Annotated in this window: 24 protein-coding genes; 14 read left to right on the top strand and 10 right to left on the bottom strand. The window is 72.8% G+C overall.

Features of this window, described 5'->3' with window-relative positions:
- Positions 1–270: 270 nt before the first annotated feature.
- On the bottom strand, positions 271–1905 hold the full coding sequence (locus ACIQR3_RS36680) for an acyl-CoA dehydrogenase family protein (protein ID WP_403545698.1): 1635 nt from the start codon (positions 1903–1905) through the stop codon (positions 271–273).
- 190 nt (positions 1906–2095) lie between these two features.
- On the opposite strand from ACIQR3_RS36680, the gene ACIQR3_RS36675 reads away from it, so the two are divergent.
- Together ACIQR3_RS36675 and ACIQR3_RS36670 are read left to right on the top strand one after the other, a co-directional pair.
- The gene (locus tag ACIQR3_RS36675; protein ID WP_403545696.1) at positions 2096–3238 is read left to right on the top strand and encodes a YihY/virulence factor BrkB family protein; all 1143 of its coding nucleotides are present in this window, start codon (positions 2096–2098) and stop codon (positions 3236–3238) included.
- Between the two features lie 215 nt (positions 3239–3453).
- A complete protein-coding gene (locus tag ACIQR3_RS36670; protein WP_403545695.1) occupies positions 3454–4140 on the top strand; it encodes a helix-turn-helix domain-containing protein in 687 nt (228 codons plus the stop codon).
- On the opposite strand, the gene ACIQR3_RS36665 is transcribed toward ACIQR3_RS36670, so the two are convergent.
- Positions 4117–4524 (bottom strand): VOC family protein, encoded by a 408-nt coding sequence (locus ACIQR3_RS36665; protein ID WP_403545693.1) that lies wholly within the window; start codon positions 4522–4524, stop codon positions 4117–4119. The genes ACIQR3_RS36670 and ACIQR3_RS36665 overlap by 24 nt on opposite strands.
- A gap of 194 nt (positions 4525–4718) precedes the next feature.
- On the opposite strand from ACIQR3_RS36665, the gene ACIQR3_RS36660 reads away from it, so the two are divergent.
- The 4 genes from ACIQR3_RS36660 (at position 4719) to ACIQR3_RS36645 (ending at position 7874) form a co-directional block, all read left to right on the top strand.
- Complete coding sequence (locus tag ACIQR3_RS36660) at positions 4719–5069, top strand: DUF4232 domain-containing protein (RefSeq protein ID WP_403545710.1); 351 nt, start codon at positions 4719–4721, stop codon at positions 5067–5069.
- 506 nt (positions 5070–5575) lie between these two features.
- Entirely contained in the window at positions 5576–5902 is a 327-nt protein-coding gene (locus ACIQR3_RS36655) for a hypothetical protein (protein WP_403545691.1), read from the top strand.
- Complete coding sequence (locus ACIQR3_RS36650; protein ID WP_403545689.1) at positions 5902–7185, top strand: putative T7SS-secreted protein; 1284 nt, start codon at positions 5902–5904, stop codon at positions 7183–7185. The genes ACIQR3_RS36655 and ACIQR3_RS36650 overlap by 1 nt, the downstream gene beginning before the upstream one ends.
- Positions 7182–7874: a hypothetical protein gene (locus ACIQR3_RS36645; protein ID WP_403545687.1), complete on the top strand. Its 693-nt coding sequence runs from the start codon at positions 7182–7184 to the stop codon at positions 7872–7874. Before ACIQR3_RS36650 ends, ACIQR3_RS36645 begins: the two co-directional genes overlap by 4 nt.
- Before the next feature lie 15 nt (positions 7875–7889).
- Here ACIQR3_RS36645 and ACIQR3_RS36640 read toward each other — a convergent pair whose 3' ends face one another.
- Complete coding sequence (locus ACIQR3_RS36640; RefSeq protein WP_403545686.1) at positions 7890–8939, bottom strand: aldo/keto reductase; 1050 nt, start codon at positions 8937–8939, stop codon at positions 7890–7892.
- A gap of 122 nt (positions 8940–9061) precedes the next feature.
- On the opposite strand from ACIQR3_RS36640, the gene ACIQR3_RS36635 reads away from it, so the two are divergent.
- On the top strand, positions 9062–9649 hold the full coding sequence (locus ACIQR3_RS36635) for a TetR/AcrR family transcriptional regulator (RefSeq protein ID WP_403545684.1): 588 nt from the start codon (positions 9062–9064) through the stop codon (positions 9647–9649).
- 21 nt (positions 9650–9670) lie between these two features.
- Here the strand turns inward: ACIQR3_RS36635 and ACIQR3_RS36630 are convergent, their stop codons facing one another.
- Complete coding sequence (locus tag ACIQR3_RS36630; protein WP_403545682.1) at positions 9671–10279, bottom strand: TetR/AcrR family transcriptional regulator; 609 nt, start codon at positions 10277–10279, stop codon at positions 9671–9673.
- A 95-nt stretch (positions 10280–10374) separates the two neighbouring features.
- Here ACIQR3_RS36630 and ACIQR3_RS36625 point away from each other — a divergent pair, with 95 nt between their 5' ends.
- Complete coding sequence (locus ACIQR3_RS36625) at positions 10375–11115, top strand: SDR family oxidoreductase (RefSeq protein ID WP_403545681.1); 741 nt, start codon at positions 10375–10377, stop codon at positions 11113–11115.
- A 52-nt stretch (positions 11116–11167) separates the two neighbouring features.
- Here the strand turns inward: ACIQR3_RS36625 and ACIQR3_RS36620 are convergent, their stop codons facing one another.
- The gene (locus ACIQR3_RS36620; RefSeq protein ID WP_403545680.1) at positions 11168–12220 is read right to left on the bottom strand and encodes a LacI family DNA-binding transcriptional regulator; all 1053 of its coding nucleotides are present in this window, start codon (positions 12218–12220) and stop codon (positions 11168–11170) included.
- A 258-nt stretch (positions 12221–12478) separates the two neighbouring features.
- On the opposite strand from ACIQR3_RS36620, the gene ACIQR3_RS36615 reads away from it, so the two are divergent.
- Positions 12479–13996, top strand: a complete 1518-nt coding sequence (locus ACIQR3_RS36615; protein ID WP_403545678.1) for a carboxylesterase/lipase family protein — start codon at positions 12479–12481, stop codon at positions 13994–13996.
- Here the strand turns inward: ACIQR3_RS36615 and ACIQR3_RS36610 are convergent.
- Together ACIQR3_RS36610 and ACIQR3_RS36605 are read right to left on the bottom strand one after the other, a co-directional pair.
- Entirely contained in the window at positions 13953–14132 is a 180-nt protein-coding gene (locus ACIQR3_RS36610; protein ID WP_403545676.1) for a DUF397 domain-containing protein, read from the bottom strand. The genes ACIQR3_RS36615 and ACIQR3_RS36610 overlap by 44 nt on opposite strands.
- Positions 14129–14947 carry a Scr1 family TA system antitoxin-like transcriptional regulator gene (locus ACIQR3_RS36605; RefSeq protein WP_403545674.1) on the bottom strand — a complete coding sequence of 273 codons (819 nt, stop codon included), beginning with the start codon at positions 14945–14947 and terminating at the stop codon, positions 14129–14131. The genes ACIQR3_RS36610 and ACIQR3_RS36605 overlap by 4 nt, the downstream gene beginning before the upstream one ends.
- 113 nt (positions 14948–15060) lie before the next feature.
- Between ACIQR3_RS36605 and ACIQR3_RS36600 the strand changes: the two genes are divergently transcribed.
- Positions 15061–15459 carry an ATP-binding protein gene (locus ACIQR3_RS36600; RefSeq protein WP_403545672.1) on the top strand — a complete coding sequence of 133 codons (399 nt, stop codon included), beginning with the start codon at positions 15061–15063 and terminating at the stop codon, positions 15457–15459.
- Positions 15460–15489: 30 nt separating this feature from the next.
- Here the strand turns inward: ACIQR3_RS36600 and ACIQR3_RS36595 are convergent, their stop codons facing one another.
- Both ACIQR3_RS36595 and ACIQR3_RS36590 read right to left on the bottom strand, forming a co-directional pair.
- Positions 15490–16599, bottom strand: coding sequence for a hypothetical protein (locus tag ACIQR3_RS36595; protein ID WP_403545671.1), 1110 nt, complete (start codon positions 16597–16599; stop codon positions 15490–15492).
- Positions 16596–18263, bottom strand: coding sequence for a M48 family metallopeptidase (locus ACIQR3_RS36590; protein WP_403545669.1), 1668 nt, complete (start codon positions 18261–18263; stop codon positions 16596–16598). The genes ACIQR3_RS36595 and ACIQR3_RS36590 overlap by 4 nt, the downstream gene beginning before the upstream one ends.
- A 339-nt stretch (positions 18264–18602) precedes the next feature.
- Here ACIQR3_RS36590 and ACIQR3_RS36585 point away from each other — a divergent pair, with 339 nt between their 5' ends.
- Entirely contained in the window at positions 18603–18827 is a 225-nt protein-coding gene (locus ACIQR3_RS36585; RefSeq protein ID WP_403545668.1) for a hypothetical protein, read from the top strand.
- Positions 18828–18840: 13 nt separating this feature from the next.
- Here the strand turns inward: ACIQR3_RS36585 and mmuM are convergent, their stop codons facing one another.
- Positions 18841–19755, bottom strand: a complete 915-nt coding sequence (gene mmuM, locus ACIQR3_RS36580) for a homocysteine S-methyltransferase (protein ID WP_403545666.1) — start codon at positions 19753–19755, stop codon at positions 18841–18843.
- Between the two features lie 93 nt (positions 19756–19848).
- Here mmuM and ACIQR3_RS36575 point away from each other — a divergent pair, with 93 nt between their 5' ends.
- The 3 genes from ACIQR3_RS36575 to ACIQR3_RS36565 all read left to right on the top strand — a co-directional run bounded on the left by ACIQR3_RS36575 (position 19849) and on the right by ACIQR3_RS36565 (position 22947).
- The gene (locus ACIQR3_RS36575; protein ID WP_403545664.1) at positions 19849–20694 is read left to right on the top strand and encodes a class II glutamine amidotransferase; all 846 of its coding nucleotides are present in this window, start codon (positions 19849–19851) and stop codon (positions 20692–20694) included.
- Positions 20695–20797: 103 nt separating this feature from the next.
- Positions 20798–21865, top strand: coding sequence for a family 43 glycosylhydrolase (locus tag ACIQR3_RS36570; protein WP_403545663.1), 1068 nt, complete (start codon positions 20798–20800; stop codon positions 21863–21865).
- 29 nt (positions 21866–21894) lie between these two features.
- Positions 21895–22947 (top strand): rhamnogalacturonan acetylesterase, encoded by a 1053-nt coding sequence (locus tag ACIQR3_RS36565; protein WP_403545661.1) that lies wholly within the window; start codon positions 21895–21897, stop codon positions 22945–22947.
- Positions 22948–23029 lie beyond the last annotated feature (82 nt).

The following is a 23029-nucleotide window of genomic DNA, read 5'->3' as shown; positions in this document are numbered from 1 at the left end:
GATCGCACATCGTCTGGCGTACGCGTCTCATTCTCACCGCTTGCCCCGGCACGGGAGACACAGTCCGCACACAGTGCACAGCGAAGTTGCAACCCCTTGCAACCCTGGTGGAGCGCCGCGCGGTGCCCCAGACTTGACCTCGCGTCGCCCCGAGCGACGCACGCCCGCCTGAAACGGGCCAGTGTGCGGGGGGTGGTGCCGTGTCGGCGCAGCACCACCCCCCGTATCACCCCCGGTACCACCCCCGTGCGCCCCGCGCCACCGTCCGGATCAAGCCACCGGGCGCGCCCGCTCCACGACGGACGCCAGATCGAGGGTGGCGGGCAGGGTGCCGAAGGCCGCGCCCCCGTCGCCGCCCAGCCGCGCGGCGCAGAACGCGTCGGCCACCTCCGGGGGCGCGTGGCGGACCAGCAGCGCCCCCTGGAGCACCAGCGCCAGCCGTTCCGTCAGCCGTCGCGCCCGGGCCTCGGCGTGCGCCAGGTCCGCCAGTTCGGTCAGCAGGTCCCGGATCGCCGCGTCCAGCCGGTGATCGGCGCCGCGCGCCCGGCCGACCTCGGTCAGATACGCGTCCAGCGCCGCCGGCTCCCGCTGGAGCGCCCGCAGCACGTCCAGCGCCTGGACGTTGCCCGCGCCCTCCCAGATCGAGTTCAGCGGCGACTCCCGCACCAGCCGGGGCATCCCGGACTCCTCGACGTACCCGTTGCCGCCCAGGCACTCGGCCGCCTCCACCGCCACCGGCGCGCACCGCTTGGTCACCCAGTACTTGGCGGCCGGCACCGCGATCCGCAGGAAGGCCCGCTCCGCGTCACCGCCGTCGTCGTACGCCGCCGCCAGCCGCAGCCCCAGCGTCGTCGCCGCCTCCGACTCGATCGCGAGGTCCGCCAGGACGTTGCGCATCAGCGGCTGGTCGGCCAGCTTCGCGCCGAACGCCTCCCGGTACCCGGCGTGGTGCACGGCCTGCGCCACCGCCTGCCGCATCAGCCCCGCCGAGCCCAGTACGCAGTCCAGCCGGGTCGCCGCCACCATCCCGATGATGACGCGCACCCCGTGGCCCTCCTCGCCGACCCGGCGCGCCCAGGTCCCGGCGAACTCGACCTCGGCGGAGGCGTTGGACCGGTTGCCCAGCTTGTCCTTCAGCCGCTGGATCAGGAACACGTTGCGGGTGCCGTCCGCCAGCACCCGCGGCACCAGGAAGCAGGTCAGCCCCGCCGGGGCCTGGGCCAGCACCAGGAAGGCGTCCGACATCGGCGCCGAGCAGAACCACTTGTGTCCCGTCAGCTCGTACGTGCCCTCCTCGGCCAGCGGCCGCGCGGCGGTCGTGTTCGCCCGCACGTCGCTGCCGCCCTGCTTCTCCGTCATCCCCATCCCGAACAGCACGCCGGCCTTCAGGTGGGCCGGCCGCAGCTCACGGTCGTAGATCGTGGAGGTCAGCCGCGGCTCCCACTCGGCGGCGAGGGCGGGGTCGGCGCGCAGCGCGGGCACCGCCGCGTGCGTCATCGACAGCGGACAACCGTTGCCCGCCTCGACCTGCGTCCACATCAGGAACGCGGCGGCCCGCCGTACGTGCCCGCCCGGCCGGGACCAGGCGGCGGTCAGCCCCGCCGCGACGCCCTTGCCGAGGAGCCGGTGCCAGGCCGGATGGAAGTCGACCTCGTCGAGCCGGTTCCCGTACCGGTCGTGGGTGCGCAGGACGGGCGGGTTCGCGTTGGCCTGCGCACCCCACTCCTGCGCCTGCGCCGACCCGCAGCTGCGGCCCAGGCCGGACAGTTCCGCCCGCGCCTCCTCCGCCAGGTCCGGCGCCAGATGCCGCTCGACCGCCGCCGCGAGGGCCCGGTCGGCGGTGAAGACGTCGTACCCGACCAGGGGCGGGGCCTGGTTCGTCACGGTGTGGGTGCTGCCTGTCATGGGGGCAACCTACCCGGGACCCGGCGCCGGTACCGCGCTCCCGTGGCCGGGCTCCCCGTCGAGGGGACCCGGTGCCGGGGCCGATGCTTTCCGGTCAACGCGGACATGCCAGGCCGGTCCGGGCCGGTGTCCGCCGTGCCACGGGCCACCGCGGGTGAGAGGCGCCGGTCACGGCGGATACCTTTAGGTCGTGCAGCCAGCAAGTGAACCCCCCGAGCGGCCGTCCGGACGGCTCCATCGCGCCCGCGCCCTCTACCGCAACGTCTCCAAGCGCAGGACCGCCTGGCTGCTCCTCAAGGACACCGTCAACTCCTGCATGGAGTACCGCATCCTGGGACTGGCCGCCGAGGCCGCGTTCTTCACCCTGCTGTCGGTGCCGCCCCTGCTGCTCAGCCTCCTCGGCCTGCTCGGCTACGTGGACCTGTGGATCGGCGCGGACACCACCGACAGCCTGCGCACCAACATCCTGGACGCCTCCCGCGCGGTCCTGTCCGAGCGGGGCGTCAAGGAGATCACCGAGCCGATCCTGGAGGACGTGATGAAGGGCGGCCGGCCCGACGTCATCTCCCTCGGCTTCCTGCTGGCGCTCTGGTCGGGCTCCCGCGCGGTGAACGTCTTCATCGACACCATCACCGTGATGTACGGCCTCGACGGCGTCCGGGGCATCGTCAAGACCCGGCTGCTCGCCTTCGGCCTGTTCATCGTGGCGCTGCTGATCGGCTCGGTCGCGCTGCCGCTGATGGTGGCGGGCCCGGACGCGGTGGTGCGGATCGTGCCGTGGTCGACGACGGTCGTGCAGGTGCTGTACTGGCCGGTCGTCCTCGTCCTGTCGGTCGCCTTCCTGACCACGCTGTACCACGTGTCGGTGCCGGTGCGCTCGCCCTGGATCGAGGACGTCCCCGGCGCGCTGGTCGCCCTCGCCATGTGGGTGTTCGGCAGCTTCCTGCTGCGGATCTACCTCACCAGCACCGTCGAGGGCCCCACCATCTACGGCTCGCTCGCCGCGCCGGTCGCCGTGCTGCTGTGGATCGGCGTGTCCGCGTTCGCGGTGCTGGTCGGGGCGGCGGTCAACGCGGCCATCGACCGGGTCTGGCCGGCCGCCGCCACCGCCGCCGCCCGCGAGGCCAACGAGCGGGTCCGCCAGGCGCAGGTCGCCGAGTACGTCGCCCGCACCGCCGCGCAGGGTGAGGCCGACCCCGACATGCCCTCCGAGTTCCCCGAACGCTGGTCCCGCTTCCTGCCCCCGGAGGACGTCACCTCCCGCCTGCGCACCCACGCGAAGTCGACGCCGCGGGGGGAGGAGGGGCCGGGACCGCGGGGCAGGGAGGACTGACCCCTCGCGCGCCCGGGGCTCCCCCTTGCCGGACGCCCGCCGCTGCCGCCTCCCGCGCGTACCGCGCGAAGTCCCGCGGCTCCCGCCCCGGCACCCGCGGTACGGCGGGCACCCCGTCGCCGCGGCGTCGCGCTGTCCACCGCCTTCGAACGGGTCTACGGCGTCAGCCCCGGGACCACCGGACGAGACCGACACGGCGACGTAGCCTGGCCCCCGTGTACACCGAACGGCCGTCCCGACTGCCCGGCGCGGTGGTGTGGACCAGCACCCCGGACGGCACCGGACGCGTGCTGCCCGACGGCTGCATGGACCTGCTCTGGCACGACGGACGCCTGCTGGTGGCCGGCCCCGACACCCGCGCCCACGTCCCCGGGGCGACCGGCGACCGGTGGGCGGGCATCCGCTTCCATCCGGGCACGGCGCCGGCCCTCCTGGGCGTACCGGCCCACGCGCTGCGCGACCGGCGCGTGCCGCTCGCGGACCTCTGGCCGGCCGCCGCGTCCCGCCGCCTCACCGCCCGGGTGAACGCGGCGGCGGACCCGGCGCGCGGCCTGGAGGAGGCGGCACTGTCCCGGGCGGCGGACACCGGCCCGCCCGACCCGCTCCTGCTGCGGATCGTGGCCGCCCTGGACGCGGGCCGCCCGGTGGCCCGTACCGCCGACGACCTCGGCATCGGCACCCGCCAGTTGCACCGCCGCTCGCTGGCCGCCTTCGGCTACGGCCCGAAGACCCTGGCCCGCGTCCTGCGCCTGCGCCGCGCCCTCGCCCTGGCCCGGACCGGCGTCCCCCTCGCGGAGACGGCCGCCCGGACCGGCTACGCCGACCAGGCCCACCTCGCCCGGGACGTACGGGAACTGACGGGCCTGCCCCCGACGGAGCTACTGGGCGGCGGCGCCGGGTAGCGCGGCGAACAGGTCCACGCCGTTGCCGTCCGGATCGTGCACGACGGCGTACCGCTGCCCCCAGACCGCGTCCCACGGCTTCAGCTCCCCGTGACACCCGTCGCGGACCAGCTCCTCGTACAGCGCGTCCACCTCCTCCGGCGTCTCGCACCGCAGGGCCAGCGAGGCCCGGCCCCCGCCGGCCGGCGGCCGGAACCCCGGGTGGAAGGAGCGCACGGTCTCCTCGGTGTCGAGCAGCAACCGGATGCCGCCCGGCACCCCGGCCTCGGCGTGCGGCTGCTCCTCGGCACCCTGCGGGAAGGGGAAACCGAGGCGGCGGTAGAAGATCACGGAAGCGGCCATGTCGGAGACGACCAGGCCGACGGCGTCGAATCGTGCGGTCATGCGGTCACCGTAGGCGGCGGCGGGACGGCCGGTCTTGAAGGAATCGGACGGGCGGAGTCACGGGACAGTTCCCGTGCGACAGCCATGTACGCGTGCGCGCGCGTGCGACGGGCCGGATGACGCCGGTCGTCCTACGAGGCAGAAGGGCTCACCCGGAAACGTGAGCGGCACCGGTCCAAGGAGCGGCATGCGACATCGTCCTCCACCTGACGAACACCTCGGACACCGCCTGCGCCCTCAAGGGCTTCCCCGGTGTCGACCTGAAGAACGACGACCGCTCACCTTCGCGGCTGTCGCCATCGCACCGGCATCACTCCCGACACCTCCAGCAACTCGCCCCCTCCCGGAGGGGCGAGGACACCGAATCCACGCCTTCTGCCGTCTGCTTCCAGCCGCACCTCACCGGCGTACCAGGCGCCGGCCTCCAGCGCTTCAGGCCAGTGACGGCGACGCGTCGGTTTCCGGGCGGACAGAAGACCGGTCAGCTCCGCGCCTTCGAGGTAGCGCAACCGGACGGCAACTCCGTTGAGGTCCTTGGTGCCTGAGGCGCGGTGAGCCGCGGGGATGAACTCCCAGGGATGTTGTTCGAGTACCCGCCGGATGCGCTTCAGGGAAGCCATGGCGTCCCGACGCCGATAGACGATCGATAGAAAGTAGACAAAAGAAAGAACAACGAACACTCCGACGACCCGTGACTTGTTCAAGTCGCTCGAGACGTTTCCATGGACCGCGCCGAGAGCAACGAAACACAGGACATACAGGGAGTGCCAAACCCACGTGCGTCTCTTTGCCGCACGTTGCTCCTTCTCCCACGCTGCGCGGGTTTCCGGGTGGTCGAAGGCGCACTTGTACAGCGGGGCCGGTGCAGGCGAGGTGGTCTGATGCGCTTGCGCCATGGTCTCGTCGGAGGGAAGACCCGCACCGCTCTCTGTCACAACTTCTCCTCGCGCGTGATGGGGCCTGTGAGGGCATGTCTCCCAGCGTGATCGGCCTGCCACTCTACTGCTATAAGCTGCCACCCGGATGGACGGAGCTGCCACGGGGGTGCGGGGTGGGTGACCACTTCAAGGTCGATATCGATCAGTTGGACCGATTTGTCAGAACGCTGCAACAGGCGACGAAGGACCTTGATGAAGCCCGTAAGGCGCTTTCTCATGTCCGCAGCGCCGAAATCGGCACCGCGCGACTGGACGAGGCCTGTGACGCGTTCCAGGAGAGATGGAAGTACGGGTCCGAACAGCTGGCCGAGATGATCGGTGCCATCAGTGAGGGCGTGAAGGCCAACAAACTGAGTTATGAAGAGTTCGAGGAGAACTTGGAAAAGACTCTGAAGCAGATGGCGGAGTCGGCCACTTCGGGCGGCGGGGGGAAGAGCTGATGGCGACGAACCCGTATCCGAACCTCGGCTGGAACCCGGTCCCCGGTATTCCCGCGGAGGTCGCCTCGCTGCAGCAGAAGGTGAAGGCCGCGGCGAACGCGCTGGACAGCTCTCACCGCCAGATCGAGAAGCTGCTCGGGGAGAGTGCGCACTGGGAGGGCGACGCGGCCGACGCCTTCCGCGATGCCCTGGACGGTGAACTGCCGACGTACATGCGGAACGCGGCGCGTTCGCTGGACAAGGCCGCCGCGTCGCTCGACACCTGGAACGGCGACCTCTCCGCCCACCGCGACCTGGCGAAGAAGTACGACGAGGAAGCCGGCGAGAAGAAGTCCGCCGCCGAGAAGGCCAAGCAGCACCATGACGACGCCGCCCGGCACCCCGACCTCCAGTTGGCCGGGAAGGAGTTCCCCAGCCGGCAGGAGGCCGACGCCGCGACCGCCCGCCTGCGTGCGGCCGAGCGCTCGCTGAACGAGGCGACCACCCAGCTCGACAACGCCAACCGGGCGTACGAGGACGTGCTCGCCAAGGCCCGCACCCTGGAGGGCGAGAACAAGGACAAGGCCGAAAGCGTCGCCAAGCAGCTCGACGAGGCCGACGACAAGCTGGCGCCCAAGGAGCCGGGGTGGCTGAGCAAGGCCGTCGAGGGCATCGGCGACCTCCTGAAGGACGTGGGCAAGTTCCTTCTGGACCACGCCGGAACGATCGGCGCCATCGCCGGCCTCCTGGCGCTCTTCCCGACCCCTCTCGCTCCCGCCTTCGCCGCCATCGCCATCGTGGCCAGCGCCGCCGCGCTGAGCAAGAACCTCGCCAGCGAGGACTTCCGGGACTCGCTCATGGGTGAGCACGGGTGGAAGGCCGGCCTGACCGCGTGGGGTTCCGTCGTCGGCGACACCCTGGGCGTCGTACCCGGAGTCGGCATGCTGGCCAGGGCGGGAAGCGAGGTGGGCCTGGCGGCGGCGGTGGCCAGAGAGGGCGGCGAAGCCATGTCGCTCGGTTCGAAGGCCACGACGTTCGCCACCGAACTGAAGGCGGTCAACTGGGACCGGGCGGTGGACGTCGCCACCTCTCCCAGCAAGGTGCGCGACTGGGCGTTGAACGGTATCAACGCGACCGCGAACACCGTCTCCTCGGCGGAGACACTCGGAGTGCTCCCGGACGACGGCATCGGCCACGATTCCACCGAAGCCACCAAGGCCGGCGTTGCCCTCTCCGGCGCGGCGGGCACGCTCGGGACCTTCGGCACCGACATCGCTGAACTCGCGGGGAGCATCCGGCTGTGAGCACGGACACGAAGACCAGGCCGATGCCGCAGTTCTGGTACGGCCTCCCTCACGGGTACGCGGAAGTGGACCTCGACCCGACGGAGGAGGGAGTCGCCGAACTGGCCCGACAGCTCAGGCGACTCCCGCCGGAAGCCCGTGCCCGGGCCGACCAGACGTTCCGCCTGTACGCCATGACCGTGCTGCTTCTGCGAAAGCAGCCGGTGGCCGTCTACGCGCTGGGCGTGCACCCCGACGCCGAGGGGGAGCCCGCGTCGTCGGTCCTCACGATCTCCGCCGTTCCCTCCGAGGGGGCGCATCCCCTGCGCGTCCTCGCCGCCATGGTGACCGACAGCGCGGGCGGCGATGAGATCGACGGTATGCGCCCTGTCGAACTGCCCGCAGGCGTCGGCTTCCTGACCGAGCGGGTACGCAAGACGCCGGCGCCCGGTGCCCCGCCCGCGGGCCGGGAAGAACCCTTGGAGGGCACTGTCTGGCAGGGAACGGTGGCGGTACCGGAGCCCCGTACGTCGTCGATCGTCGTCGTGCAACTGGTGACCTCGTCGGTCGGACTCGCCGACGACTACCGTGCGGTGCTCCTCGGTACGGCCCGCACGCTGTCGTTCACGGATCCGGCGGCAGGCGAGGGGCGAGGCTCCGAGAGGGCTTCCGGCTCCGCCGCGCGGGCCATGGAGTCGGACTTCGGCTGACCGGGCCGCCGCGGCTCACCGGCCGGCCGCACGCCGGCGCCCCACGTCCGCCAGGACCGCCGCCCCGTACCCCGTGTCCTCGGGGTTGAGGTCGGTGCCGGGGGGCACGATGCGGTCGACGGCGTCCAGTACGGCGGGGTCCAGGACGGTGTCCGCGGCGGCGAGCTGGCCGCGCAGGTGCTCGCCGGTGCGGGGGCCGATGATCGCCGCCGTCACCGCGGGGTGTGTGGTGACGAAGGCCAGGGCCAGCTGGATCAGGGTGAGGCCCGCTTCGGCGGCCACCGCTGCGAGCCGTGTGGCGGCGTCCAGCTTGGCCCGGTTGCCCGGCACGGCCAGGTCGTAGTGGGAGAGGGTGGTCGGGAAGGGCATCGTGCCCGTGCGGTGGCTGCCGGCCGGGTCGGTCGCGTCGCGGTGCCAGCGGCCCGACAGCCAGCCGCCGGCCAGCGGACTCCAGGCCAGTACTCCCATGTCGTACCGCTCGCAGGTCGGCAGTACGTCGGCTTCCACGCCCCGGGCCAGCAGGGAGTACGGCGGCTGCTCGCAGACGAAGCGTTCGCGGGCGCGTCGCTCCGCCGTCCACTGGGCCTGGACGATGGCCGAGGGGGCGAACGTGGAGGAGCCGGCGTAGAGGATCTTCCCGGCGCGCACGAGGTCGGAGAGCGCGCCCAGGGTCTCGTCGAGGTCGGTGGCGGGGTCGGGGCGGTGCACCTGGTAGAGGTCGATGCGGTCGGTGTCCAGACGGCGCAGGCTCTCCTCGCAGGCGCGGACGATCCAGCGCCGCGAGGCGCCGCGTTCGTTGCGGCCGGGGCCCATCGGGCTGGACACCTTGGTGGCCAGGACGACGTCGTCGCGCCGTCCGGCGATCGCCTTGCCGACGATGCGCTCGGACTCGCCGTCCGAGTACACGTCGGCCGTGTCGATGAGGTTGACGCCCGCGTCGAGCGCCGTGCGGATGATGCCGGCCGAGTCGTCGTGGTCGGCGTTTCCCCACTTCCCGAACATCATCGCCCCGAGGCAGAGCGAGCTGACCTGGACTCCGGTACTGCCCAACGTGCGGTACTGCATGGGGTGCCGCCTCTCGTGACCTGTTACCGTTCCGAGCATGCGGAGTCGGCTCCGCTTGGTCGGCAACCGTAAGCGGAGCCGACTCCGTATGGCAAACGGCACGTCGAGGGGATGATCTGGGTATGCCGGCTCCGGCCGACCGGCCGGTCCGTGCCGACGCGCGGGCCAACGAGGACAAGCTGCTCGCCGCCGCCGCCCTGGCCTTCGCCCGGGACGGCGCCGCCGCCACCCTGAAGCAGATCGCCAAGGACGCCGGCGTCGGCATCGGCACCCTGTACCGGCGGTTCCCGACCCGCGAGCGACTCGTCGACGCCACCTACCGCTACGAGACGGCCCGGCTGGCCGCGCGGGCCGCGGACCTGCTGGCCGGACTGCCCGCCGACCGGGCGCTGCGGGCATGGATGTCCGAGGTCCTCGACCACCTCGCCGCCAAGCACGGCATGGCGGACACCTTGAAGACCCTCCTCCAGGACGACGAGCGGCTCGGCTCGCGCACCCGCGAGCAGATGGCCGGTGCCATCGAGGAGTTCCGCCGTGCGGGGGTCGCCCAGGGCGTGCTCCGCGACGACGTGCCGGCCGCCGACCTGCTCATGTCCCTGGCGGGCGTCACTGTCGTGGCGGGCGCCGCCCACCAGCGCGCACAGGGCGAGCGCCTGCTCGACCTGTTGATGGACGCCGTCACCCGCTCCGACCGGTGGCGCACGGTCTGAGCGGCCGTTCTCCGGCCGCGCTCAGGAGAGCGGCCAGTTGCGCAGTGCCGCGTCGGCCAGTTCCTGGAGTTCGTCGCGGCGGACGCCGCTCGCGGCCTGCACGGCGAGGCCGTGGGCGAGGGTGCTGACGTAGCGGGCCAGGAGGCGGGCATCGGTCCCCGGCGGCAGGTCGCCGTCGTCGACGGCCCGCTGGAACCGGTCCTGGACGCGGCGGCAGCCGTCCTGGCGCCAGGCGGCGAGCAGCTCGCGGACCTCCTTCCCGGCGTCACTGGTGGTCAGCGCGCCCTGGACCCCCAGGCACCCGTGGGGACCGTCCGGGCGGGTGGTGGTACGGACCGTGCCCGCCAGGATCGCGGTGGCGACACCGTGGGCGGTCGGCTCCTCCAGGGCCCGCGCCAGGTACGCGCTCGGGCCTTCCGTGTAGCGCTCCAGCACCCTGCGGAACAGCTGCTCCTTGTTGCCGAACGCCGCGTACATGCTGGTGGTGGAGATGCCCATCGCCCGGGTCAGCACGGCCGTGCTGGCCCCCTCGTAGCCGTGCTCCCAGAAGACCAGCATCGCCCGCTCAAGGGCTTCCTCGGTGTCGAATCCCCGGGGCCGGCCGATGGCGCTGCTCTGTTTCGTCTCCACGCCACCCACCCTACCGCTTCTGTAGCGACCACTGCGGAAGTGCTGCCGTTCGACTTCCGCAGCGATCGCTGCATAATTCGAAGGGACTGCTCGACATGGGACTGCTCGAAGGCAAGACCGCTCTCGTCACCGGCGGCGGCACCGGCATCGGCCTGGCCGGTGCCGTCCGGCTCGCGGCCGAGGGCGCGCATGTGTTCGTCACCGGCCGGCGCGAGGCCGAACTCGACGCGGCCGTCGAGCTGATCGGCCCGGCGGCCACCGCGGTGACCGGCGACATCGCCGACCTGGCCGACCTGGACCGGATCTACGAGGCGGTCCGCGGCCGGGGCCAGGGCCTGGACGTGCTGTTCGCCAACGCCTCCGTCGCCTCGTTCGTGCCGCTGGAGCAGATCACCGAGGAGCACTTCGACACCCTCTTCGGCATCAACGTCCGCGGCATGCTCTTCACCGTCCAGAAGGCGCTGCCCCTGCTCAACGAGGGCGCCTCGGTCATCCTGAACGGCTCCACCAACGCGGACGTCGGCGCCGAGGCGTTCGGCGTGTACGCGGCGACCAAGGCCGCCACCCGGTCGTTCGCCCGGACCTGGGCCAACGAACTCAAGGGCCGCGGCATCCGCGTCAACACCGTCACGCCCGGCCCGACCGAGACCCCTGGACTGCTGGGTCTCGCCCCCGACCCGGAGGAGTTCAAGCGGAACCTGACGACGCAGGTGCCGCTGGGACGGCTCGGGCGCCCGGAGGAGATCGCCGCCGCCGTGGCCTTCCTCGCCTCCGGGCAGAGCAGCTTCATCACCGGTTCGAGCCTGTACGTCGACGGCGGTCTGCACCAGGTCTGACGCGACCGCGCGTCCTGCCCGCCCCGGACGCGGTTCCGGCCTCCGGCGCCGGTCAGCGGCCTCCCGGCGCTGCCGTGCTCGACCGTTCCACCAGCCGGGTCGACAGCTCGGTGCGGGTGCTCTCCGGGTGGGCGCCGTCCATCATGCGCAGCAGCAGCCGCAGCGCGGTCGCCGCCATCTCCGTCAGCGGGCGGCGGACGGTGGTCAGGGCGGGGGCGGCCCAGCGTGCCTCCGGCAGGTCGTCGAAGCCGACCACGCTCATGTCGTCCGGCACGCGCAGCCCCCGCTCGGCCAGCGCCTCGTACACCCCGAGCGCCATCGCGTCCGAGCAGACGAACACGGCCGTCGGCGGCACCGGCAGCTCCAGCAGCTCCCGCATCCGCCGACGGGCGGTGTCTCGGTCGAACCCCGCGTGCCGCACGTACTCGGCGCGGTGCCGGACGCCCGCCGCGGCCAGCGCCGACCGGTACCCCGCCACCCGCGTCCCGCTGGCCGCCGTACCCCGCTCCCCGGCGATCACCGCGATCCGCTCGTGGCCCAGCCCCAGCAGGTGCTCGGTCGCGGTCACCCCGCCCTGCCAGTTCGCCGCGCCCACCGACACCACCCCCGACGGCGGCTCGGCCACCGGGTCGATCAGCACGAACGGCACCCGGTGCCGCTCCAGCCAGGCGTACTGCGTCCCGGTCAGCTCCGCCAGGTCGAACAGCACCCCGGCCGACCCCCGCGCCCTCAGCTTGTCCAGCCAGCCGCCGCGTTCCACGGTCCCGCCCCGGCGCCGGTCCAGCCCCGCCGAGACCACCACCTCCAGGCCCGCGTCGTACGCCGCCTCCTCCACCCCGTGCAGCACCGCGCCCGAACCGGAGTCCGCCGGCGAGTGCACCACCAGGTCGATCATCCGGGGCGCCCGCACCGTCGGGTCGAACCGGGGCCTGCGTACGTAGCCCAGCCGGTCCAGCGCCTCCGACACCCGGCGCCGGGTCTCGGGCGCCACGTCCTCCCGGCCGTTGACCACCTTCGACGCGGTCGGCACCGAAACCCCCGCCTCGCGGGCCACCACCGCCAGGGTCGGCCCGGTCGCGGTGCTCGCACGCGCCGTACGGACCATCGGGCACCCACCTCCGAGACCGGGGCCGTGAAGGCCGCAGCAGGCTGTAGAAAGCGCTTCCTAAGCGCCCCCAATGTAGATCGGCCCGCCCCCGGCGGGAAGACCCCGGAGACGGATGCCGGCTCCGCGGCGTCCTTGCCGGGCTGGAATACCACCGCGGCCCGCGGTGCTCCCAGAATGAGTTCTGCATTGGCTCTGCATTGACTCTGCATTGGCTCTGCGATACCGGTGCCGGCGCGGCGAAGGGCTGGTGGGCGCATGACGGCGAACCCCACGGACCCCGTGGTCAGGGCCCCGTACGGAGCGGTACGCGGGCGCTGGGAGAACGGCGTCGCGGTGTTCAGGGGCATCCCCTACGCCGCCCCGCCCTTCGGCCCCCGCCGCTTCCGCCCGCCCGTGCCGCCGGAGCGGTGGGACGGCGTACGGGACGCCCACGCCTTCGGCCCCACGGCGCCCAAACCGCCGTACTCCGAAGCCTTCGGCCAGTACCTCTCCGACCCCTCGGTCCCCGGCGACGACTGCCTCAACCTCAACGTCTGGACCCCCGACCCGGCCCCCGGCGCCCGCCTCCCCGTCCTGGTCTGGCTGCACGGCGGCGCCCTGACCCGGGGCTCCTCCGCCGTCCCGGTCTACGACGGCCGCACCTTCGCCCGCGACGGCGTCGTCTGCGTCTCGCTCAACTACCGCCTCGGCGTCGAGGGCTACGGCCTCTTCCCTGACGCCCCCGCCAACGCCGGCCTGCGCGACCAGCTCGCCGCCCTGGAGTGGGTGCGCGACGCGATCGGGGCGTTCGGCGGTGACCCCGACCGGGTCACCCTCGCCGGCCAGTCCGCCGGTGCCATCAGCGCGGGCGCCCTGCTGGCCGCGCCGCGCGCCCAGGGCCTGTTCCGCCGGGCGGTGCTCCAGAGCGGGGCGCCGGAGGTCTCCGACCGGGCCAAGGTGCGGCGGATGGTCCGCCGGATGGCGGCCCGGCTGAAGATCCCCGCCACGGCGGAGGCGTTCGCGTCGGTCGACCGCGACGTGCTGCTGCGCACCCAGGCCGAGGTGGGCAGGCTGAGCAGCCCCGTGCTCGGCGGCCCCGCCTTCGGCATCGTCGTCGACGGTGACCTCGTGCCGCGTGATCCGCTGGAAGCGCTGGTCGCGGGGGACGCGGCGCCCGGCGTCCGCCTGCTGATGGGCTGGACCCGTGACGAGTACCGGCTGTGGCTGGTGCCGGGAGGCTTGCTGGAACGCGTCGACCGGCTCGGCGCGGTCGCCCTGGCCGGGGCGCGGGCGCGGTGCCATTGCGGGCACGACGTGCCGCGCGGGTACCGGTCGCTGCGTCCCGACGCGGGCACCGCCGAGATCGTCGGCCAGCTGGTCACCGACCACCTGCTGCGCGTCCCGCTGCACCGGCTGGCCGACGCGCGGCCCGGATCGTCGTACGTCTACGAGTTCGCGTGGCCGTCGAACCGGCCGGGCCTCGGCGCCTGCCACGCCCTGGAGCTGGGGTTCGTCTTCGACAGCGGGGACCTGCCGGAGTCGCGGCGGCTGGCGGGGGAGGGGGCGCCGGAGGCGTTGGCGGACGCGATGCACGCGGCGTGGGTGTCGTTCGTCGCCGACGGCGACCCGGGGTGGGAGGCGTGGGACGCCACCCACCCCGTACGGGTCTTCGGGGCGGGGGCGCCGGGCACGGTCTTCGGTCCGTGGGACCGGGAGATCGCCCTGTGGGCGACCGACGGCCCCGAGGCCGTCACCGAGCCAGGTTCAAGAAGGTGGTCCAGGCTTCGGGGGTGACGGTGAGGTGGGGGGTGGAGGTGGTTTTCGAGTCGCGGATGTGGATGGCGGCGGGCTCGCGAGCGACCTCTACGCAGTTGCCGCCCTCGCTGCCGCTGTAGCTCGACTTGAACCACTCAAGTGCGGTGCCGCTCATTGCTCTCCTAGCAGACGGTCCATCAGGTCCCGGGTGTCCTCCGGTGTCAGGGCCTGTGACCGCAGCATCGCACACTTCTGCGTAAGGATCGCCACCTCGTCGAGGTCGGCGATCAGTTGACTACCACGGTGGTTCTCCGTGTAGGCGAGTCGTTGGTGTTCGGGGGTCTCCAGGAGGACGAACGGGCCGTCGAGTGATGCGTGCGAGGCGCGCCCGAGTGGCAGTACTTGGAGCATGAGCCCTGGCAGCGCGGAGCACTCGCGCAAATGTCTCAGCTGCTCGACCCAGACCTCCTGTCCCCCGATGGGTGCGCTCAGTACCGGCTCCCAGATCACGAACGACGTGATGGGCGGCTCCTTGCGATGCAGGATCGACTGCCGCTCGACCCGCGCCGACACCAACTGGGCGATCTTGTCCTCGTCGTAGACGGGAACGCGGCTGCGGAAGACCGCCTCTGCGTATGCCTTCGTCTGGAGCAGGCCCGGCAACACCTGATTCTCGTAGGACGAGATGGCGATGGCCTCCTGTTCCTGATCCAGGAACTCCTCCGCCCACAGCGGGATGAGATCCACCTCCGGCATCCTGCTCACCGCGGCGACCAACGCCCCCTTGGTCTCCAGGAGATCGTCGAGCTTCTCGGCGAGATCCAGCTTCAGCGGCCGTCTGCCCTGCTCGACCGATGCGATCTGCTGTTCACTGATGCCGAAGACCTCACCCAGCGACCGCTGGGTGTACCCCGCCGCCTCCCGGTAGAGGGCGAGCAACGCGCCCACCATCCTCATCGCCGACGCGTTCTTGCGCTTCCTGGTGCTCATGCCGGTCGAACTCCCCACCCGTGCGCGTACGTTCACCCGCGCGCGCCCGTACGGACGATCCGTACGGCATCGCGCACTGTTTCATGATGGGCACAGAGCGTGACCATCGTCACGTGAACAGCGAAACTCCACCCGGGCCACGCGAACGGCTGTACCGCCGTGAGCGCCAGTCCGTACCCGCCACGCGCGCGTTCACGCGCCGGGCGCTCGTCGACTGGAACGTTCGCCGACGCGCGGACGACATCCTGCTCTGCGTCAGCGAACTGACCACCAACGCCCTGCTGCACGGCGTACCGCCGGGCCGCGGCTTCCTGCTGAGGCTGGTGCCCTACGGCGACGACGACGGCGGCGTACGGATCGAGGTGCACGACAGCGGGGACGGCGTGCCCGCCCTCCGGGAACCGGACGAGGGCGGGCGCGGGCTGCTGCTGGTGTCGGAACTGGCGGACAAGTGGGGCGTGGAGGAGCGCGAACCCGGAAAGATCGTGTGGTGCGAGTTCGGCGGCGTCTGATCCTCGCCCCGGGGCCCGGCGACCGCCAGGTCAGGCCGTGTCGTCGGCGCCTGCGACGACCGCCTGCGCCGACGAGTCACGGATCTTGCAGTAGTACGCCGTCATGCGCTCCCCGCTGCCGCGGTAGCGCCAGGGCAGCGCGTTGACATGGCCGTCGACGAGCCGGAACTGCTCGATGGCCATCTCGTCCCGGTCCTGGAGCGAGAGGTAGTAGGCCAGCAGGTGGCGCAGCTCCGGCAGCCGCGGATGGTCCGGGTCGGCCGCGGCGGCGTCGGCCAGCCCCGCGTCCACCCGCGCCACCATCTCGGGCGTACGGTCGCCCTCGGTGTCGTCGGAGTCGTCGTGCTCGAAGTGGGCGATCAGCGGGAGCACGGTCAGCAGGCTGCCCAGGGGCGCCTTCGCCGCGGCCTGCTCGGCGAACTCCATGGCCAGTTTCTCGGAGCCGCGCCACTTCGCGCACCAGTACTGGAGCGCCCGCCAGTGCCCCTCGTAGTGGTGCGGGGCGCGCGCGGTGATCTCCGCCCACAGCTTGTCCATCTCCGAGTGCGGGTAGCCCAGGCCGAGCGCCACCGTGATCTCCGTGATGTACGGCGTGGGGTCGTCGGGGTCGAGGGCCGCCGCCCGGGCGATCTCCTCACGGGAAGCGCGCAGCATCCGGTGGAAGCCGGCGAACTGCTCCTCGGTCGTGTACTCGGCCCGCTTGGCGCCCCGGAGCTGTCCGGCGACGGAGACCGTGCTGGCGGCCCGGACCACGGCGGCGTCCGGGTCGTCGGGGTGGGCGGACTCCCAGGCGAGCAGCCAGGTGTCGTCCTCCGCGGCCAGTCCGCTCAGGAACGAGACGGCCATCGACCGCCGGTCCCAGTCCCGGCCGATGCCGCGCAGCAGCTCGGCCGCCGCCTGCCAGTCGCCGTCGGCCACGCGGCCCAGGGCCGCCTTCCAGCCCGCGGGCAGCGGACCGGCGTTCTTCGTGTTCTGCCGTTCGGCGGGCAGCAGGCCCAGCTTCTGGGCGGCCTCGGCGGCGGTGGTGTCCTCATCGGGGCTGGGGGAGAAGAACTCCTTGAGGAACACCCAGGCCATCCACCCGAAGAAGATCAGCGTGGGAACGGCCAGGATCGCCAGGATCCACAGCACTACGGTCATCGGGGGCTGTCCGTTTCTCGGTTCGCGGGGCCGGTCGGAGCGGAGGAGAGCAGGGCGCGCAGCGGGCCGGTGTCCGGGTGGTCGGCGACGGCGGCGGCCACGGCGGGGCCGGCCAGGTCGTTCAGGGCCACGTCGGACGACGGCGCGGTTCCGCCCGGCGCGGGCAGCAGCCGGGGGATCGCCGGCCGCTCCCAGGAGAACTCCCACCGGAGCCGGGCGCGTGCGCTGAACTCGGCCACCACCATGGAGTACAGCGACTCGGTCAGGGCGGGCCGTACGAATTCCCGGAAGACCCGTCCCTTCGCGGCCTTCGCCTCCTCGGACAGCGGCAGCCGCCGCGCCAGCTGCCACAGCCCGCCGTCGTCGATCAGGCCGAGCAGCGCGGGCAGGGTGGGGCTGGCCTTCGTGTACATGGCCAGGGCCCGGTGCAGGGGGGTGTCGAGGTCCGTGAGCTGGGCGGTCATCGAGCCGTTGAGCAGCTCCGGCCAGTCGGCCGTACGCCGGAAGCGCCGTACCTCCTCCGTCAGCACCGCGTCCTCCAGGGCCGTCAGGGTGCGCCCGGGGTCGGAGAGCAGGCCGAGGGCGGCGCCCCCGCCCTCGTCGGTACGGTCGTCGGCGGGCAGCGCCTCGATGCGGTGGACGCGGTCGGCGATCGGCGGATGGGAGTCGTACGGCGAGAGGGGGCCGGTCGGCAGTTCGGCGCGCAGGCCCGCCAGTTCCAGCTGGCGGGCGCTCAGCATCTGCCCGAAGCCGCCGAACACCTCACCGCGCGGCGGCAGCAGCGCGGCGTCCTGGCCCAGGGTGAGGTAGTGGCGCGCGTAGTAGTCGAACGCGGCGTCCAGCACCGGGATCTCACGCAGGGCCGAGGCGGTGGCGGCCTGGCCGGCGATACGGGCGGCCGCGGCGTCGGCGGCGTACTCCTGGGCGCGGGCGCCCGTCAGCGTGGCGCGCATGTACAGCTTGGCGTAGGCGGTGTAGATCCGGGCCATCGCGCGGTAGGTGACGCCCGCGTGCCGGGTGTCGACCTCGCTGGTCTTCTTGCCCTTGGCCGTGGCCTTGGCGTTCTTCTTCTCCTGCCGGGCCTGTTCGCGTGCCGCGGTCTTCCCGGCGCGTTCCTCGAAATGCCCGATGGTGCGCAGGATCTGGGCCCGGCCGCGCACGGTGAGGGCGGCGAGCCGGGTGTCGGCGTTGGAGTAGTGGCCCAGTTCGTGTGCGAGGACCGACCTGAGCTGGGCCTCCGTCAGCCCTTGGAGGAGCGGTACGCCGAGGTACAGGCGGCGGGGGCCGGGCAGCAGGCCGAGCAGGCGGGCGTCCTCGGCGACGGCGGCGTTGACGTCGGGCGTCAGCAGGATGCGGGACGGCGCGCGGGTGCCGACCTGGCCGGCCAGTTTCCGCACGGTGTGCCACAGCGCGGGCTCGTCGGCTTCCGTGACGGGCAGGCCGGGCATCTCCTCGGCCTTCGGCGTGCGCAGCATGACCATGCCGCGGATCAGCGGTATCGCCAGCAGTACGGAGACGAAGTACAGCTTCGCCGCGACACTCGACGGGGCGTACAGGTACAGCAGGAAGTCGGCGCCCGCGAGGGCGGCCAGCAGCAGCACGCCGAGCAGATGGAAGCCGACGAGCAGCAGGAGAGCGCGCAGCGCGCGCGAGGTCGCGCCCATTGGGCAGAGTCCCCCCACGGGATGTCCAGGCGATGGGTCGAGATGAGAGGTGGTGAGAGGTGGTGAGAAGAGATGAGACGGGATGGCGGAGCGAGGCGGCCGATCGCGGCCGGTGGGAGTCGGCTCACGGACGGCTGTGATCATCGCGTGTGGGGGGAAGCGGAGTATCTCCCACCGGGGGGTTGACGTGCAAGGCGAGCCGTCGGACAGGACAGCAGGCCGGCGCACTCCCGCAGCCGCTCCCGCTCCTCGGCGCTGAACGTGTCCCGGACGGCGGCGTCCAGGGCGCGGGTGCGGCGCTCGCGCTCGTGCCGCAGGCGGGTGCGGCCGGGGCCGGTGATGCGCACCAGGAGCCTGCGCCCGTCGCCGGGGTGGGGCTCGGTTCGAACCAGACCCGCGGCGATCAGGTCCTTCACCGACTTCGCGGCCGACGCCTACGCCGTCCACCGCGCCCTCGACGACATCGGCACCGCGATGGTCGGCGGCTTCCTCGGCGACCAGGGGCCCGGCGTCGGCACCCGCTACCACCGGCTGGCCCCGGGACAGACCGCCCGGGTCGGCTGAAGCGGCGGCCGGGTCAGGCCGGCGCCCGGGCCACCCGGGCGATCGCTTCCGGCCCCACCCGGCAGCACCCCCCGATCAGCCGCGCCCCGGCCGCCCGCCAGCCCCGCACCAGACCGGCGTCGAACGCGGACGGTCCGGTCCACCGCCGGGCCGCGGCGTCCCAGGACTCCCCGCTGTTCGGGTACACCACGACCGGCTTGCCCGTCACCCGGGCGGCGACGGCGACGGCGTGCTCCGCGTCCGCCGGAGCGCAGCAGTTCACGCCGACCGCGACGATCTCCTCCGCCCGGGCCGCGAGCCCGAACGCCTCCTCCAGCGGCTGGCCCGCCCGCGTACGGTCGCCCGCCACGGTGTACGACAGCCAGGCCGGCACCCCGAGCCCCCGCACCGCCCGCAGCAGCGCCGCCGCCTCGTCGGTGTCGGGGACCGTCTCCAGGGCGAGGACGTCGGGGCGGGCCGCGGCCAGCACCTCCAGGCGGGGGCGGTGGAACCGCTCCAGTTCCGCCACCGTGAGCCCGTACCGGCCCCGGTACTCCGACCCGTCGGCGAGCATCGCCCCGTACGGGCCCGCCGACGCCGCCACCCACAGCGGCCGGGCGGCGCCGGACCGGCGGGCGGCCTCGCGGGCCAGTTCCACACTGAGGGTCATCAGCCCGGCCGCCCGCGCCCGGCCGGTGCCGCGTGCCGCGAACCCCTCGAAGGTCGCCTGGTAACTCGCGGTGATCGCCACGTCCGCGCCCGCCGCGTAGTACGCGCGGTGCGCCTCGACGATCGCCTCGGGCCGCTCGTCGAGCAGCCGCGCCGACCACAGCGCGTCGCTCAGGTCGTGTCCGGCGGCCTCCAGCTGGTTGGACAGGCCGCCGTCCAGGACGAGGGACGGCGAGGCGGTGGCCAGGGCCTGGGCGAAAGAGGGAGTGCCGCTGCTCATGCGACGACCGTAACGCCGCCGCGCGCGCCCCACCCCGCCCTGCGATCCTGGGGGCAGGAACGGCCGGACGCGAGACGAGGCGGTGACCGACCCATGTGCCGTTGGCTGGCCTACTCGGGCACCCCGGTCCTGCTGGAGAACATCCTCTACCGGCCGCGGCACTCCCTGATCGACCAGAGCCTGCACGCCAAGATGGGCGTCGAGACGACCAACGGCGACGGCTTCGGCGTCGGCTGGTACGGGACGTCCGGCACGGCCAAGGACACCCCCGCCGTCGTCCGGGAGATCGGCCCGGCCTGGAGCAACCGCAACCTCCGGGAGATCGCCGGCCACGTCCGCTCCCACCTGTTCTTCGCCCACATCCGGGCCTCCACCGGTTCCGCCGTCCAGCAGACCAACTGCCACCCGTTCCGGCACGGCCGGTGGATGTGGATGCACAACGGCGCGGTCGCCGACTTCCAGCGGGTACGGCGCGACCTGATGCTGGCCGTCGACCCGGACCTCTTCCTGAACGTCGAGGGCTCGACCGACTCCGAGGTGATGTTCTACCTCGCGCTCACCTACGGCCTGGAGGACGACCCGCCGGGCGCGGTGGCCCGGATGGCCGGGCTGGTGGAACGGGTCGGCCACGAGCACGGCGTCGAGTACCCGCTCCAGATGACGGTCGCCGTCACCGACGGGCTGCGCCTGTGGTCCTTCCGCTACTCCAGCCAGGGCGCCTCCCGCTCCCTCTTCTACAGCACCCGCGTCGAGACCCTGCGCTCCCTCCACCCCGACCTGGACTTCCTGCGCGAAGCCTCCGACGACACCCGCCTCATCGTCTCCGAACCCCTGGGCGACCTGCCGGGCGCGTGGAACGAGGTCCCGGAGAGCACGTACGGGGTCGTCCGGCCGGAGGGGGACGCGATGTTCTCCTTCGCGCCCGCCCCGCCGGCCTGATCCGTCCCGACCCGTTGACCTTCTCCTGGCACGCCCTTACCTTTTCGACGTTCGTCATATCAGATGCCGTTCGCAATGCCGAACAAACATCGAGAGGCACCGCATGAGCCGCCGCACCGACGATGCCCCCGAAGACCTCGAAGCCCCCGACCGCAGACTGCTGTTGAAGGGCGCCGCCGCCGCGGGCGCCCTCGCGGCCGTTCCCGGTGCCGCCCACGCCGCCGCGCCGGCCGCCGCGTACACCAACCCGCTCGTCCGCAACCGTGCCGACCCGCACATCAACCGGCACACCGACGGCTACTACTACTTCACCGCGACCGCCCCCGAGTACGACCGGATCGTCCTGCGCCGCTCCCGCACCATCAACGGGCTCGCCACCGCCGCCGAGTCCGTCATCTGGACCAAGCACGCCACCGGCGACATGGGCGCGCACATCTGGGCGCCGGAGATCCACCGCATCGACGGCAAGTGGTACGTCTACTTCGCCGCCGCGCCCGCGGAGAGCGTGTGGGACATACGGATCTGGGTGCTGGAGAACGCCCACCCGAACCCCCTGCGGGGGACCTGGGCGGAGAAGGGGCAGCTGAAGACCGCCTGGGAGACCTTCTCCCTGGACGCCACCACCTTCACCCACCGCGGCACCCGCTACCTCGCCTGGGCCCAGCACGAGCCGGACATGGACAACAACACCGCCCTGTGGCTGTCGGAGATGGCGAACCCCTGGACGCTGACGGGACCCCAGGTGCGGCTGTCCACGTCCGAGTACGACTGGGAGTGCGTCGGGTTCAAGGTCAACGAGGGCGCCTCGGTCATCGTCCGCAACGGGCGGGTCTTCATGACCTACTCCGCCGGCGCCACCGACGCCAACTACTGCATGGGGCTGCTCACCGCCGACGCGGACGACGACCTCATGGACCCGGCGAGCTGGACCAAGTCGCCGGTCCCCGTCTTCGCCAGCGACGACACCACCGGGCAGTACGGCCCCGGCCACAACAGCTTCACCGTCGCCGAGGACGGCCGTACCGACGTGCTCGTCTACCACGCGCGCCCGTACCAGGAGATCGACGGCGACCCGCTGCACAATCCCGACCGGCACACCCGTGTGCAGCGGCTCGGCTGGAAACGGGACGGGACCCCGGACTTCGGCGTCCCGGTCGCGGACTCGGTGTGAGAGAGGGGACAGCGGTGTACACGGGTCGGATGAGGCGTACGGGAACATCACTGGCCGCCGTGGCGCTGGCCGCCGTCCTGGGGAGCGGGGCGGTCACGGCCGCGCCCGCCCAGGCACGGGACGGGCGGCCGTCCTGGGGAGCGGAGAACTGCGTCGCCGGCACCTGCCACTTCGACGTGGCACCGGGCACGTACGACGTACGGGTCCGGCTCGGCGGCGACGCGGCCTCCCGTACCGCGATCAGCGGGGAGACCCGGCGGGCGCTGCTGCCGGAGACGGCCGTCGGGGCGGGGGAGCGGGCGACGCGCTCCTTCACTGTCGACGTCCGGACACCGGAGGGCGAACCCGCCGGCGCCGACGGCAGCCCGGGGCTCGACCTGGTCGTCGGCGGTGCGGCGCCCGCCCTCGCCGACATCCGGGTCACCCCGGCCCACCGGGCCCGGCAGGTCTTCCTCGTCGGCGACTCGACCGTCTGCGACCAGCCCGGGGAGCCGTACACCGGGTGGGGGCAGCGGCTGCCGCAGTACCTGCGCGCGGGCGTGTCCGTCGCCAATCACGCCGACTCCGGGGAGAGCACGGTCAGTTACCTGGCCGACCCGCGGATGTGGGACACCGTCCGGCCGCTGATCCGGCCCGGCGACCTGGTGCTGGTCCAGCTCGCCCACAACGACAAGACGACGGACGGGGCCACCTACCGGGCCAACCTGGAGACCCTCGTCGACCAGGCGCGGGCCGAGGGCGGCCGGCCGGTGCTGGTCACGCCGATCGTGCGGCGCTGGTTCAACGCCGACGGCACCCTCGACAACGGCACCGCGCTCCTCGCCAACGGCCTCGGCGTCGACCACCCGGCCGTCGTCCGCTCCGTCGCCGCCGAGCGGCGCGTCCCGCTGATCGACCTCACCGCGCGGACCAAGGCGCTGGTGGAGTCCCTCGGGGTGGAGCGGTCCAAGGCGCTCTACCTCACGGACGAGAAGCGCGACAACACCCACACCTCCGAGTACGGCGCCACGGTGTACGCGGAGCTGGTACGGGACGCGCTCGTCGACCTGCGTCTCGTACCCGCCGGGCGGGTCAGGCCGTAGGACGCGCGGGGCGGCCCGGCGGCGGGGCGGCCGGTCCCTGACGGTACGCCACCGGCCGCCCCGCACCAGGACGGTTCGGCGG

The organism is Streptomyces sp. NPDC090994 (assembly GCF_044768905.1).
Lineage (GTDB): Bacteria > Actinomycetota > Actinomycetes > Streptomycetales > Streptomycetaceae > Streptomyces.
Note: the sequence above shows the minus strand (reverse complement) of the source record. Positions and strands in the feature narration are given on the sequence as shown.

Excerpts from the sequence above, each read along its gene's own strand:
- ACIQR3_RS36680 (WP_403545698.1), bottom strand. The coding sequence starts at position 1,905 with ATGACAGGCAGCACCCACACCGTGACGAACCAGGCCCCGCCCCTGGTC.
- ACIQR3_RS36665 (WP_403545693.1), bottom strand. The coding sequence starts at position 4,524 with ATGACCGCACGATTCGACGCCGTCGGCCTGGTCGTCTCCGACATGGCC.
- ACIQR3_RS36650 (WP_403545689.1), top strand. The coding sequence starts at position 5,902 with ATGGCGACGAACCCGTATCCGAACCTCGGCTGGAACCCGGTCCCCGGT.
- ACIQR3_RS36640 (WP_403545686.1), bottom strand. The coding sequence starts at position 8,939 with ATGCAGTACCGCACGTTGGGCAGTACCGGAGTCCAGGTCAGCTCGCTC.
- ACIQR3_RS36635 (WP_403545684.1), top strand. The coding sequence starts at position 9,062 with ATGCCGGCTCCGGCCGACCGGCCGGTCCGTGCCGACGCGCGGGCCAAC.
- ACIQR3_RS36625 (WP_403545681.1), top strand. The coding sequence starts at position 10,375 with ATGGGACTGCTCGAAGGCAAGACCGCTCTCGTCACCGGCGGCGGCACC.
- ACIQR3_RS36620 (WP_403545680.1), bottom strand. The coding sequence starts at position 12,220 with ATGGTCCGTACGGCGCGTGCGAGCACCGCGACCGGGCCGACCCTGGCG.
- ACIQR3_RS36615 (WP_403545678.1), top strand. The coding sequence starts at position 12,479 with ATGACGGCGAACCCCACGGACCCCGTGGTCAGGGCCCCGTACGGAGCG.
- ACIQR3_RS36610 (WP_403545676.1), bottom strand. The coding sequence starts at position 14,132 with ATGAGCGGCACCGCACTTGAGTGGTTCAAGTCGAGCTACAGCGGCAGC.
- ACIQR3_RS36605 (WP_403545674.1), bottom strand. The coding sequence starts at position 14,947 with ATGAGCACCAGGAAGCGCAAGAACGCGTCGGCGATGAGGATGGTGGGC.
- ACIQR3_RS36595 (WP_403545671.1), bottom strand. The coding sequence starts at position 16,599 with ATGACCGTAGTGCTGTGGATCCTGGCGATCCTGGCCGTTCCCACGCTG.
- ACIQR3_RS36590 (WP_403545669.1), bottom strand. The coding sequence starts at position 18,263 with ATGGGCGCGACCTCGCGCGCGCTGCGCGCTCTCCTGCTGCTCGTCGGC.
- ACIQR3_RS36585 (WP_403545668.1), top strand. The coding sequence starts at position 18,603 with ATGCGCACCAGGAGCCTGCGCCCGTCGCCGGGGTGGGGCTCGGTTCGA.
- mmuM (WP_403545666.1), bottom strand. The coding sequence starts at position 19,755 with ATGAGCAGCGGCACTCCCTCTTTCGCCCAGGCCCTGGCCACCGCCTCG.
- ACIQR3_RS36575 (WP_403545664.1), top strand. The coding sequence starts at position 19,849 with ATGTGCCGTTGGCTGGCCTACTCGGGCACCCCGGTCCTGCTGGAGAAC.
- ACIQR3_RS36570 (WP_403545663.1), top strand. The coding sequence starts at position 20,798 with ATGAGCCGCCGCACCGACGATGCCCCCGAAGACCTCGAAGCCCCCGAC.
- ACIQR3_RS36565 (WP_403545661.1), top strand. The coding sequence starts at position 21,895 with ATGAGGCGTACGGGAACATCACTGGCCGCCGTGGCGCTGGCCGCCGTC.